The sequence below is a fragment of the Vibrio sp. 1CM7H genome (assembly GCF_023161645.1).
GTDB classification, from domain to species: Bacteria; Pseudomonadota; Gammaproteobacteria; order Enterobacterales; family Vibrionaceae; genus Vibrio; species Vibrio diabolicus.
The window spans coordinates 345,887-359,363 of sequence record NZ_JALNTV010000002.1 but is presented as its reverse complement, the minus strand read 5'-3'; the positions used below and the strand labels follow the sequence as shown (position 1 = coordinate 359,363).

Sequence of the window (13,477 nt, the reverse complement as noted above, 5' to 3'; positions counted from 1 at the left end):
AAGGTAACGCTAATGGAAAATCATAAAAAATAATTTTCTCTACAGCTCATGTGGTGTGGGGAGATCAAGATAACGGTATTGCTCCCTCTGCAGCATTTATGTGTTGATGGAATGACTTAATTAAAAAATGTGTGATTGCAAAGTAAGCATAGGTGATAAAAGTAGCTAGAATGATAGCTCTAAATGAAAAGGATTTCGTATGTTGAAGCATCGCTTATATCGGACTTACACCGCAGGGCTAAAAATAGCAGCTCTTATCCTTCCTATGCCGAGACCAACCTTGTTTTCCGGCCCTGGTTCGATGAATGAGCTATTAGAATCGATGACCGAACTGGGATTTAAACGCGTCTTATTAGTTACCGACGAAGGGTTAGTCCAAGTCGGTATTGTCGATAAGGTGCTCAAGGCGGCAGCACAACTCGATTTACAGTTAGATATTTTCTCGAAAGTGCAGCCCGATCCTACCTATGATCAGGTAGAAAGCGGTCTAGAGGCTTACCATCGTTTTCATTGTGAGGGCATATTAGCTTTGGGAGGTGGCTCGGCAATGGACTGCGCAAAGGTCATTGCTGCGAAAGTTACCAATAAACGGCCAATAAAAAAGTTAGCTGGACTATTGAAAGTATGGCGAATGCCAGCGCCTCTGTTTGCTATTCCAACGACCGCAGGAACAGGAAGTGAGGTCACCATCGCCGCGGTCGTATCAGATCCCTCCTCACACATTAAAACCCCTTTGATGGATCCAAAGTTGGTGCCACTAATGGCAGCTTTAGATGCGAACTTAATGATTGGTTTACCTCCTAAGATCACGGCTGATACTGGCGTTGATGCATTAACTCACGCTATTGAGGCGTATGTGTCGAGAAATGCTACTCAAGAAACTAGGGCTTATTCTGTTGCCGCCATTAAGTTAATTTTTAAGCATCTTCCTCGGGTCGTAGCACAAGGGGATGATGTTGAAGCTCGACATAAAATGGCCATGGCATCCTATTACGCAGGTTTAGCATTTACGAAAGCGAGTTTGGGTTATGTTCATGCGTTTGCTCACACATTCGGTGCGAAATATGGAATACCTCATGGCATGGCAAACGGATTAGCCTTGTTACCTGTGCTGCGCTTTTCATTATCAGAGATAGAGCCTCAACTAAGAAAACTCGATGCGTTGACGGCCGAAGGGCAGTCAGGTGAGGCGAGTGCTCAACACTTTTTGACGCATGTGGAGTCTTTGTTTGCAAGCATTGATATTAAGCAGAAAAGTGCACTCATTCAGCGCGAAGATGCTGATGCGCTTGTAGATTTAATTCTGAAAGAGGCGCACTGGAATTACCCTGTCCCTAAGTTCATGAGCAGGGAAGAATGTACTCAGCTATTGTTAGATATTAGTGATGTGTAAGTTTTTATTTACACTTGTGGTTTTTTATCCTTACACTTTGCTTGATCTTCTGCTGAAGATCCTACAATATCGACAGCATTACAAATATGGTATTGGTTTCGGTACGCCGTTACCCGATTTAATACCGATAATTCCTAATAAAGTGTAAAGATAAATATACAATGAGTCGTTCTAAAGTATTCGGTAGTACTCTAATTATCGCGGGAACTACAATAGGTGCTGGCATGCTAGCCCTTCCACTTGCCTCTGCCGGCATTGGTTTTTCAACTTCAATCATCATCATGCTCAGTTTATGGGCTCTGATGGCTTTCACTGCCTTACTCATGCTAGAGCTTCATCAGCATGCAGAAAGTAGTGCAACTCTTCATACTTTAGCGAAACAGATCCTGGGCCCAAAAGGCAAGTGGGTGGCAAGTTTTGCGATGCTTTTTCTGTTCTACTCATTGTGTGCAGCATACATCGCTGGCGGTGGTGCTCAGTTCGGAGACCGCCTTGCACAATGGTTTGACCTTGATATTTCAGGGCCTACATCAACGATAATCTTTACCTTGATTGTGACTTTAGTTGTGACAGTTGGTACAGGTACGGTCGATAAAGTTAACCGCGTGTTGTTCGCGATGAAACTTGTTGCGATGGTTGCTGTGCTTTCTTTTCTTGCTCCAAACGTTACGGAATCTTACTTATTGAGTATGCCGATTGAGCAAGGTCTTATTGTAGCGGCGATTCCTGTTATCTTTACTTCGTTTGGTTTTCACGGAAGTATTCCGGCAATTGTGAATTACTTAGATGGCGATACTTCTTCTTTGCGCAAAGCCGTTATTATTGGCTCGACGATCCCGCTCGTGATTTACATCTTTTGGCAGATCGTGACGTTGGGTGTGGTTAGCCAAAATACACTTATTGAAAACGGCGGCTTGAGCGCGCTTATTGGTCAACTATCGCAAACGGTGCACCAATCAAACTTAGGCAACATTGTCGGTGTATTTGCTGATTTGGCACTGTTAACGTCATTTCTTGGTGTGAGTTTAGGTCTATTCGAGTTTTTGGGTGACACCATCAAAGGGAGCAACGATAAGCCTAATCGCTTGGTTGCGGCACTCGTGACGTTTACCCCACCGCTGGGCTTCGCACTTTTTTACCCTCAAGGCTTTATTATGGCTTTGGGCTATGCAGCGATTGCCTTAGCGATTTTAGCCATCTTTTTACCTCTGGTTATGGTGATCAAGGTTCGTAAATCGGATGATTTTACAGGAGAGTACCGAGTAGCTGGTGGCCAAGGCGCATTAGTGATAACGGGTATCGCTGGCACAGGTATCGTATTAGCTCAGGTGTTAATTACTTTGGGTGTGCTTCCTGCTTTGGGCTAGTTGTTTAGAACGTTCTCTGAATAACCTCTAGTTACTGAATCCATCGTAATCAATCAGTATTGTTAAGCCAACGAGTTTCGCTCGTTGGCTTTTTTAATCTGGATCAAATTACCGTAAGATATTCGGTGAAAGAATTGGTAGAAATGTGCTTTTATTTCGTACACTTAAGTTGTGGTATATCGATAATTTAAGTGGAGAAAGCCGCTCAAAATACCATTGAATTTACAACACAATGAGCTTCTCTTGTTTCTCTGCTTGGGTGTGGAGGTGAAGTATGGCGCACCGGAGTTTTTACCCGTTTGCAAAACCGCTTAATGAGCAACTGCAAACGCTAAAGGGCAGGATGCAGGCGCACTTGCCGTGTATTGATAGGGTGTCATTTGCTAAATATCACCCAGACCAAGATGTGCTCAAATCATTTGCAGAAAGTGAGTTCGACACTTGGTGTTTAGCCCACCATGAGTCAGCATTCCGTAAACTCCACCACCTCAATATTGCCTCCAAAAACGCGATTCCTCGCATCGTCGAAGACCTTCACTATATTAATCACTGTCCTCGGGTTCAAACCTTACTCAAACACGGATACCAGTCGTCGGTTGCGATTCCTTGTTACGACAATAAAGCATTTACAGGCTTTGTGTTTTTAAATTCCACTCAGCCCAATGCGTTTAGCTTAGAAGCGTTGAATAGTCTCAAACCTTATTTCGAAATGATTCAATTTGCGGTTGAATCAGAAGACCACGTCGTTAGCGCGATAGAAACGTTGGCGAACCGAATGCAATGTATGATGCCAGGCTACTCCCCTGAGTTTTACGCGCATACCAAACGAATGAAGTATTACAGCCAAGTCATCGCAACGCAGTTAGCGGATCGTTATCACCTGAATGATGAAATGGTCGAAGATATTGGTATTTTTGCTCAATTCCATGCGCTCAGTGATATTCAGCTGCCAGTTGAAATTGCTAGTCGCCGAACAAATTATACTCAAGAACAAGAGGCGATATTGATTCAACATATTGAGCGTTGCATCGACTCGGCCGATGACATAGTGGCTCGTATCGGAAATCCGGTTCACCCGAGTGTGACTTTGTTTTTGCAGATGGTTACTTATCAATACGAAAACTTAAATGGTACTGGTTATCCGTATGGTTTAACCAGTGGCGATATACCAATAGCCGCGCAAATTACGGCTGTCGCGAATGCCTTTGATTTTATGACGACGCACCATCCGTACAGACAAGCGTGGTCCATCCCATACGCATTGTTAGAACTTGAAAAATGGGTATATCAGGGATGGTTATCTCGAGAATGTGTTAATGCTCTGCGAGAGCATCAAGGTTATATAAAGCAAATCATCCACAAATATCCGGAGCACTATACAGGCTTGGGGTTAATGTGAAGAGCAGTAACAAAGTTGAAATGTTGACGAGGAGGAATATTTAAACAATACTGTTTTTATATACAGTGATAAGTTTGGAGGTGAAGTATGTTGTGGGAAACCCTTGAAAGAGTAAACCGCTTACGCCAACAAGCACTTGCAAATCCTGAGTTTGTTGAGTCAGCAAAAGAGCACGAACAAGCACTTCAGGAGCAAGAATACCATTATCAAACGAAGAAAAAGCGTTCAGCCAAAGACAAACAAGGTAAAAAGTCGCTGGCCGATATCTATAAAGAAGTAGAGTTTGGCGCTGACGCTCGTCATTAATTTATTCACTGCGGCATTTCTCATTTCTTCATGCGCCGCAGTATTCATTTAAATTTATGCGAGGGCAGTGGTAGACCGCTGCTCTCGTTGACCTGCCGACAATCCACTAATGAAGTCATCCGCAACAAATAATCATTAACGCTTAGTAATTCTCTCAATGATCTTGCTGATGTAATGATAATGACAACGGTTTGCATTTGTATCTTTGTTGTTATATAAAACCTCCCTTATTAATCGTTCTGTTGAATAAGAACGGCAAACGTGATGAACGAATGAAAGCGATTGATTAGCTTTCATTTGTGAATGGCTATTAGGTGAAGTAGGGATGTTGGAAGCTAAAGCACTCCAGTTTGAGATTGAAGGCAAGTCATTGCTAAAAGCGTTTGATGTGACATTTGAACCTGGAAAAACATACGCTCTTGTTGGGCACAATGGTTCAGGAAAATCCACATTGTTAAAGTTGCTGGCACAGCAACAGCCATACACCGCTGGTGACGTGGTTCTGCATGGAACGAGCATTAACGATCTCTCAGCGAAAAAATTCGCCCAACACATTGCCTACTTGCCTCAGCATCTTCCGGTGACCGACAGTATTTTAGGTCGCGATTTAGTCGGATTTGGTCGTTACCCATGGCATGGTTTACTTGGTCGTTTGAGCAAGAAAGATCATGACATTGTTGAAGAATCAATGGCGATGACAGGAACACTAAAATACGCAGATCGCTTAGTTGATACGCTATCTGGAGGGGAGCGCCAACGAGTGTGGCTAGCCATGCTATTAGCGCAAAAAACCGAGTATTTGCTTCTTGATGAGCCTTTGTCTGCGTTAGATATTAGCCATCAAGTCGATATGTTGAAGCTCATCTCTAAACTCAGTAAAGAGTTGGGTTTGGGCGTTATTATCGTATTGCACGACATCAACTTAGCGACGCGCTTTTGCGATCATATCGTTGCATTACATCAAGGTGATTTGATTGCACAAGGCAATGTTGAACAGGTGTTTACTGAACCTAAGCTAAGGGACATATACGGGATAGAGATGAAGATCTCTGACCACCCTGCGGGTTATCCGGTGGCGATGCCAAGCTAGAGGTTGAATAATGAGCAGTACAAACACTCGACTTAAGCATTTCTCTTTCGCTCTCTCACTTAGTGCGCTTTTGGTCAGTTCCTTTCAAGCAGTAGCTGAGGCGTCACCTCGGGTGATGTCGGTTGATTGGACACAAACTGAAACGATGTTGGCGTTAGGGGTCGTGCCCGTAGGCGTCGCTCAAGGGCAAGATTACGATGCTTGGGTAAAATCGCCACCGTTACCACCTCAAACTAAGGATGTAGGGTTAAGAACTCAACCCAATATAGAGCGTATTTACGAGCTCAGACCTGACCGTATTTTTATTGCCCCGTATTTCTCCTCAATGAAGCATCGCTTAGTCGATATTGCCCCCGTTACCACGATTGACTTATATGAAAGCGGGATTACAGATTGGTCGGTACTTACTCGTTTCACTCGGAGGTTTGGTGAAGAGCTAGGAAGAGAAGCGGAGGCTGAGGCACTTATCCAACAATATGAAGAACGTTTCTCTTTACTAAAACAGCGCATAAACAAAGGCCAGCCGCCGCTTTTAATGATTCAGTTTATGGATACGAAGCACGTTCGTGTTTTTGGTCAGAATAGCCTTTACTCTCAGGCTATCGAAAAGATTGGGCTGAGTAATGCGTGGAACGAAGAGACAAATAGCTGGGGCTTCAGCTTAGTCGGCATCGATAAGTTAGTAGGTATAAGGGCCCAAATTGTTATCGTTGAGCCATTGCCTCACGGTGGCGAAAAGCGGCTCTCTCAAGATCCGTTTTGGCAATACGTTGTTCAACAGTCTGGTGAGGAGGTCATGCAAGTCGCGCCTGTTTGGAGTTTTGGTTCTATGCCTTCAGCGCTTCGGTTCGCGGAGTTAGTTACGGCGAGTAAGGTCGAGGAGTTAGAACAATGAAAACCATGCCTTTAAGCCTTGTGGTGTTACTTTCGGCATTTACCTTTTCTATTGGTGCTTTCCAATTGTATCAAGCAAGTTCATTCTCACTGGCTCTTAGCAGTTTATGGAAACCTAACTTTCAATCTATCGATTCCGTCTTACTTCACTTTAGCTGGTGGCCTCGAGTCTTCACCACGATTATTTCTGGTGCCGGATTAGCGGTTGCTGGGGTATTAATGCAACAAGTTCTGCGCAATCCTCTTGCTTCGCCAACAACATTAGGTGTGGCGAGCGGTTCAAGTTTTGCTTTGATGTTAGCTACGCTATTTGCCCCTTGGATGTTGGATATAGCACCTAATTTGGTTGCTCTCATCGGCGGTGTGACATCGATGGGGTTGGTGATGCTGTTGTCATGGCGACGAGCGTTATCTCCAACGGTTGTCGTCGTTTCTGGGTTAGTGATAAACCTGTACTTTGCATCATTAAGTACGGCTATTCTGATGATGAATACCGAAAAGCTGAATGGATTAATGATATGGGGAGCGGGCTCGCTTGTTCAGAGCGGATGGGGTGATTTCTCGTATCTTGCACCTCGAATCGCACTTGCTACGGTTATCGCGTTTGTGTTTGCAAAGCCGTTAAGTCTGTTAGAACTCTCCGAGCAAGGTGCCAAGAGTTTAGGTGTCTCGCTAGCCAAACTACGCTTTGTCTGTCTTGGGCTTGCGGTACTAATCACTTCTTGGGTCGTTTCTGCAGTAGGAATCATCGGTTTCATCGGATTAGCAGCGCCAGCGATTACTCGATTGATAGGTATCAATAAAATCCAGCATAAGCTTTGGGTATCAATGCTGATTGGTGCCATGTTATTGACTTTAACCGATTTGGTTATTCAGCAACTGCCGGGGCTAATGGCGAGTTTTATACCAACGGGAGCAGCAACGGCTGCACTGGGCGCTCCGCTACTGTTATGGCTGCTACCTCGCTTATCACAAAAGACGCAGGGTCATACTCAGACGGTGTTAACTCGGCATCGTCAACATGTTTACAGGCTAAACCCTAAAGCGATCTTATTGTCATTGTTCGGCACGCTAATTTCCGTTGTTCTTTTTGCCACAGTTGCTGTGCAAAATGAAGGGTGGACAAACTTGTTTGCTAGCCAAAATTGGATTTTTTTGGAATGGCGCGCACCTAGATTATTTGCAGCAGCAATTGCGGGGGCAATGTTAGCGATTGCTGGCACCATGATTCAACGCCTAAGTGGAAACCCAATGGCCAGTCCAGAAGTGATCGGCATCAGTTCAGGGACAGCGATGGGGTTGATCATCGCGATGTTTACTGGGTTAAGTTCGTCAATTTTCACTCTTTCTTTAGGCGGGCTTGTAGGTGCGTTAGCGACGGTATTGGTCATTGTGCTGCTAAACCGTAAATCAGGTTTTCAGCCGGAGCGCATTTTGTTGACTGGTATTGCTATTACCGCACTGATGAATGCAATACAGAGCTTTATTCTAGCCACTGGTGACCCAAGAAGTTATCAAGCATTGGCTTGGTTGTCTGGGTCTACCTACTATGTTTCGGTTGAAACGTTACTCCCATTGTCTTTATCTGCGCTTGTTTTTATAGGGTTGAGTTTTCTCTGCGTAAGATGGCTAGATATTCTTCCTGTTGGCGCCGCTTCCTCTAAAGCACTTGGAATTAGAGTTGATCGTTCACGCGCAATACTGCTTCTTTTAGTTGCTTGTCTCACGGTCAGTGCGACATTGGTTGTTGGTCCTATTAGCTTTGTTGGGTTACTGGCTCCGCATTTAGCTCGCTTATTTGGCTTTAACAAAGCGTCACAACACATGTTATGCGCCGCGATATTGGGTTCCGGCGTGATGTTGTTGGCCGATTGGTTGGGACGACAAGTTCTTTACCCACAAGAAATACCAACAGGGCTTATGGCGTCTCTCATTGGCGGTTTGTATTTAATGTGGGGTTTACGCCGTTTATAGATACGAGCTAAGCATCAACGAAGAAAGTACTTATACAACAAACAAGCACTCGCAGTGGCATTGGTAACCTATGCCACTGCGAGTGTCTTATGCAAAACCTCTGGTTTGTCTTTTATGGAAACAACTGGCGATGCCGTAACTCGCTTTTCTTTCAGCGATCGCTGAAGTCATGAAGGGTTGGTTTGGCTGCCGACAAAAAAGGAGAATAATATGACTCGGCAGTTTATGCTGACACCAACGTCAATGGCGGTTGTATTAGCGTTATCAACGCCAAATGTCTTGGCTCAGGAAGATGAAAATATAGTTGTGATTGGACAGCAGCAAGACAGTGCTGTTGGTCCTGATTTTAGTTATCTTGGAGCGAAGAGTCGGGCAGCGACGAAAACTGATATTGCCATCAATGAAACCCCAAGAGCGGTATCTGTTGTTACGCGAGAACAAATGGATGATCGTGCCTCTATTAGCATTTCTGACGCGCTACAGTACACACCAAGTATTCAAACTAATTATTTCGGCGAAGATAACAAGCAAGATTGGTTTATTATTCGTGGTTTTAAACAGGCGAACAGCGGGTTGTATCAAGATGGTACCCGTTTATATTCTTCTGGTTTCTATAGTTGGCAAATAGATCCGTTTGCGTTAGAAAGGGTTGAAGTGTTACGTGGTGCAGCGTCTGTTCTTTATGGGCAAAACCCTCCTGGTGGGGTTATCAATGTCGTCAGTAAGCGACCTCAATTTGATGGGGGCTCAGGGCTTGTATCTTTGGAGTACGGTTCTGAAGACCGTAAACAACTTTCTCTTGACGTAAACTCTGAGGTGAGTGAGCAGTTAGCTTTTCGCTTTCAAGGGTTAGCGAGAAAAAATGGGACGAGAATTAGTGGGGTAGAAGCAGAGCGCATTCTTCTCTCTCCATCAATGACTTACAAATTTACTGAGACGTCTGAAATTACCTTTCTAACGAGCTATCAAAAAGACGACTCAGATCCTTATCTGCAATTTTTGCCAGTTGAAGGAACGTTAACGCCAAACAAAAATGGAAAGATCAGTGATAGTTTAGCGATAGGCAATCTCAACTGGGAGACGTTTGAGCGTGAGCAGGTGTCTTTAGGCTATGAGTTTTCTCATGCGTTTAATGATACCACTTCATTTGTTCAAGCAGCTCGTTACAGTGAAATGGATGTTAAGTTGAGACAAATGTATTCGTACGTTTACTCGGCTGATGTGCCTGGGTTGGGGCCGGTTTTAGATCCATCAAATGAACGCAAGACCATACTTCGGGGCGCTTCAACAGAAGATGGATCATCCGATGCTTTTAATATTGATAATCGTTTGATGCACCAAGTAAATTGGGGAAGCGTTGAGCATAATTTGATGTTGGGCCTAGATTTTCAAATGATCAGTATCGATGGTAAGGACTTTGCTAATGATCCTATCGTTGCTGATGGTAATGCGCTCTTAAACACACCAATGGGAGCTTTGCCTGACCCTAGGTTTAATGTATTTAATCCCACTTATTCGGATAATATAACGTTACTCGATCCGAATACGCTACAGCCATTGAGCGAAACCGATAAGCAAAGAACGAAAATCGAGAACCGACAGCTTGGTGTCTACTTTCAAGATCATATGCTGATTAACGATAAATGGGCAATGTTATTGGGTGCGCGTTACGACGATACAAGTAACGAAGTACATAATGTTACCACGGGTGCTCGCACGAAAGTCGATAATGGAGAGTGGACGTTTAGCGTGGGAACGGCTTATATTTCTGATTCTGGCTTCACACCATACTTTAGTTACTCTCAGTACTTTGATCCAATTATTCAAGAAGATAGCAATGGTAAGCCAGCGAAGCCGGAAAGCGGTGATCAATTTGAAATCGGTATGAAGTACCAACCGGATTCATTCGATGGCTATTTCAATATCGCAACGTATCGGGCAACAAAAGAAAATTTGGCTCGTATCTACTTGAGTGAATTGACGCAAATAGGAAAAATAGAAAATAACGGCATTGAGTTTGAAGTTGTAGCTAATGTGACACCATCCTTAACATTAATCGGAAACATAGCCTATGTTGATGCAGAGATAAAAGAAGACGTCAATAAGACATGGGTTGGCAAAACACCTTCTCAAGTCGCGAATACCGTATCATCAGCTTGGGCACATTATCGTTTCTTTGATGGACCTCTTGATGGCGTTGCTGTTGGCTTAGGTGCGCGCTATACAGGTGAGTCATACGGAGATAATGAAGAGAGACTAAAAGTACCAAGTTACTTTTTAATGGATGCGACGGTCAGCTATCGCATTGGAGATTACAAGCTACAAGTCGCAGCCAAAAATATCACTGATAAAGAGTACATAGCGACATGTGATGGTTTTTGTTGGTATGGCGATCGACAAAATATTATTGCCAGTTTAACTTACGATTGGTGATTTAACGGATAAATAAACACCCCTAGTGTAGGGGTGTTTATTTAGAAATCGGCTTTGCGGACAAAATGTGGGTTTTTGTACTTTTTCTGCGGACCAAACGATGATACTACGAGCTTGTTCCATAACGTTTTGTCAAACTCACCCTTTGGAATCGAAGGGTAGAGGGTTTCCTCTTCTTCTCTTGCAAAGTTCATGTACTGTTTCTTCTTAATTTGATTGTACTTTTTGGCGATCTGGTTATGTTTTCTTACCCACTCCAGTTTGTAATTGTGGAGCACTTTTTCACCTTCTTCCGCACTCATTCGAGATAGGAATAATCGCTTGTACGAGACCTTTCTGTCCAACATTGTGCGCATGACGGTTTGGATATATTTACCGTGGTGCGTGACAGTAATATCTTTTTCGTCAACAGGAGTGACGCACCAGCCTTTAGGTAAAAAGTCTGGCTTCTTAAATTGCTTATTACGCTCCATTAGCGCCTGATGTAAAACTAAATCAGAGGTGCCGCGGAACGTTTTTTGCCATTTACCGATACGAATTTGAATCGAACCAGGCAAGCGATAGATGTTAGTAAACTTATCTTTGTCCATGGACTTGTGTCATGAGATTAATATGCATTATTAGAAAGTGAAAAACAGTCTAGTGCAAAGGGCACCAGACTGAAGTACCGTACGATTTTACAACGACCTTGCGTGATATAGCGAGGGGTTATGTCAATAATAGGTAAGAAATAGAAAATTAGTTCACATTATGAAGAAATTGGAAGCTAATCAGGCTAACTTTTGAAGTTGGGCCGATTATGCCCATGCCTACCAAATAAAAAGAAGGCATGGGTATAAAAATCACACCGCTTCTTCGAGTTGCTTGGTTTCTTCTTCAATCTGCTGTAAATGTCGGTTTGCTTGCTGTAACTGATACATTTGGGCATAACGACCATTTTGTTTCAACAGTGCTTTGTGTGTGCCTTTCTCTACTAACTCCCCATGATGAAGAACAATTATTTGGTCCGCATCCAAAATAGTTGAAAGTCGATGAGCGATAACGACTAGTGTCATGTCTTGTCTGAGTACTGCCAAGCTCTTTTGTATTAAAGCTTCTGTTCCTGAGTCAATATTGGCCGTTGCTTCATCTAGTATCAATATTTTAGGTTTTACCACAAGCACACGCGCTAACGCTAAGAGCTGTTTTTGTCCAGCAGATAGATTGGTTTCACCTTGACCTAACTGCGTGTCTAGCCCATTGGGATAACGGTGAATTTGCTCTGCCAAACCTACCTTGTCTAACGCATCCCATATTTGAGTATCGTCAACCGCTCGACTAAGAGAGATGTTTTCTCTGACTGAAGCAGGGAGAATATGTGGATCTTGTTGAACCATTGCCACATCTTTGCGAAGTACGTCTTTCCCTAATGTTTTAAGTGGACGACCATCTATGAGCAGTTCACCATATTGCGTTGGATAAAAGCCCATTAACAGTGACGCTAATGTGCTTTTACCGCTTCCTGTATGCCCGACAAGCGCAATAAAGTTTTGGTGGTTGGCCTTCAACGAAATGTCTTTTAGGACGTCCTGTTTACCATCGTAACTAAATGTGAGGTCTTTAAGTTCGATAGCACCTGACCTTAATGGCTGATGGTCGTCCCCATAAGTTTGTTCTTTCGCATCAATCAATTCAAACACACGTTCGCTTGATACTAACGCTTGCTGAAGTAGAGCAAGCTGCTGAGTCATTTCAATTAATGGCTCAGTAACGCGCGCAAGATAACTGATAAACGCATACAGTACCCCCACACCAATCAACTCAATACCGTTAAAGCCAAAGATCGCAACCAAGCAAAGCAACGCAAGACCTGCGAGCAAATCCATTAATGGTCTTAGCAGATAGCCGTTTAGCCGAATCACTCGTTTAGATGCCACCAAGTGCTCTGCGGTTAGCTCGTTGAACTGTTTATTAAAACGCTCTTCTTGTTGCATTAATTGAATGACACTCATCCCTTGAATGGATTCACTCAGATTCGCATTTATATCAGTCAATAGGTCACGCATCTTTCGGTAGCTTTCTGTACTTAGCTGCTTAAATAAGTACATAAAGCCGATGACGATCGGTAGCAATACAAGCACAACAAGCGTGAGTTTCCAGCTCATGAAAAACATAACGCCAAGCATCACCACAATCATGACCACGTTTTTCACCACGGTCGCGATCAAGAGCTCATAAAATTGCTGTAGAGATTCCGTATCGTTGGTGATTCGCGATACCAATTTCCCCGCAGGAGTGTAATCAAACGCAGATAACGGCTGCTTAATCACACCAGAAAATACTTGCTTACGAATCGTTTTGATCGTGTTTGCCGCGACAATGCTAAATTGCAATGACTGAAAATACTGGAATGTTGCCGATACAATCTGAAGAGCGATATAACCTACTGCTAGCGAAATCAGAACATTCTGTGAATAGTCACCTTTAGCGATGTGCTCATCAATGAAATATTGAATCAACCAAGGGCCGCCAGCGCTGGCTAACGCTGCGATAAACAGCAAAGCAAGTCCTTTAATCATTGGCTTTGGTTGAGATAATGGGTAAGACATCAACCGTTTAAACGTACTGGTCTGGTTCATTCA

Annotated in this window: 10 protein-coding genes; 8 read left to right on the top strand and 2 right to left on the bottom strand. The window is 43.5% G+C overall.

All coding sequences use genetic code 11. The features are described 5' to 3' along the window. Nucleotides 1-199 precede the first annotated feature (199 nt). The 8 genes from MSG33_RS09930 to MSG33_RS09895 all read left to right on the top strand — a co-directional run bounded on the left by MSG33_RS09930 (nt 200) and on the right by MSG33_RS09895 (nt 10,856). A complete protein-coding gene (locus MSG33_RS09930) occupies nt 200-1,393 on the top strand; it encodes an iron-containing alcohol dehydrogenase (RefSeq protein WP_248380867.1) in 1,194 nt (397 codons plus the stop codon). Between the two features lie 161 nt (nt 1,394-1,554). Then, the gene (locus MSG33_RS09925; RefSeq protein WP_248380866.1) at nt 1,555-2,760 is read left to right on the top strand and encodes an aromatic amino acid transport family protein; all 1,206 of its coding nucleotides are present in this window, start codon (nt 1,555-1,557) and stop codon (nt 2,758-2,760) included. A 274-nt stretch (nt 2,761-3,034) separates the two neighbouring features. Further along, complete coding sequence (locus MSG33_RS09920; protein ID WP_237308830.1) at nt 3,035-4,159, top strand: HD domain-containing phosphohydrolase; 1,125 nt, start codon at nt 3,035-3,037, stop codon at nt 4,157-4,159. An 87-nt stretch (nt 4,160-4,246) separates the two neighbouring features. Further along, entirely contained in the window at nt 4,247-4,465 is a 219-nt protein-coding gene (locus tag MSG33_RS09915; RefSeq protein ID WP_005377723.1) for a hypothetical protein, read from the top strand. 325 nt (nt 4,466-4,790) lie between these two features. Next, nucleotides 4,791-5,555, top strand: a complete 765-nt coding sequence (locus MSG33_RS09910; RefSeq protein ID WP_193447112.1) for an ABC transporter ATP-binding protein — start codon at nt 4,791-4,793, stop codon at nt 5,553-5,555. A gap of 10 nt (nt 5,556-5,565) precedes the next feature. Beyond that, nucleotides 5,566-6,450 (top strand): ABC transporter substrate-binding protein, encoded by an 885-nt coding sequence (locus MSG33_RS09905; RefSeq protein WP_248380865.1) that lies wholly within the window; start codon nt 5,566-5,568, stop codon nt 6,448-6,450. Beyond that, complete coding sequence (gene fhuB, locus MSG33_RS09900; protein ID WP_248380864.1) at nt 6,447-8,423, top strand: Fe(3+)-hydroxamate ABC transporter permease FhuB; 1,977 nt, start codon at nt 6,447-6,449, stop codon at nt 8,421-8,423. Before MSG33_RS09905 ends, fhuB begins: the two co-directional genes overlap by 4 nt. Before the next feature lie 210 nt (nt 8,424-8,633). After that, nucleotides 8,634-10,856, top strand: coding sequence for a TonB-dependent siderophore receptor (locus tag MSG33_RS09895; RefSeq protein ID WP_248380863.1), 2,223 nt, complete (start codon nt 8,634-8,636; stop codon nt 10,854-10,856). A gap of 41 nt (nt 10,857-10,897) precedes the next feature. Here MSG33_RS09895 and MSG33_RS09890 read toward each other — a convergent pair whose 3' ends face one another. Beyond that, nucleotides 10,898-11,446, bottom strand: a complete 549-nt coding sequence (locus MSG33_RS09890) for a hypothetical protein (RefSeq protein WP_054867095.1) — start codon at nt 11,444-11,446, stop codon at nt 10,898-10,900. A gap of 252 nt (nt 11,447-11,698) precedes the next feature. Further along, nucleotides 11,699-13,474 carry an ABC transporter transmembrane domain-containing protein gene (locus MSG33_RS09885; protein WP_248380862.1) on the bottom strand — a complete coding sequence of 592 codons (1,776 nt, stop codon included), beginning with the start codon at nt 13,472-13,474 and terminating at the stop codon, nt 11,699-11,701. Nucleotides 13,475-13,477 lie beyond the last annotated feature (3 nt).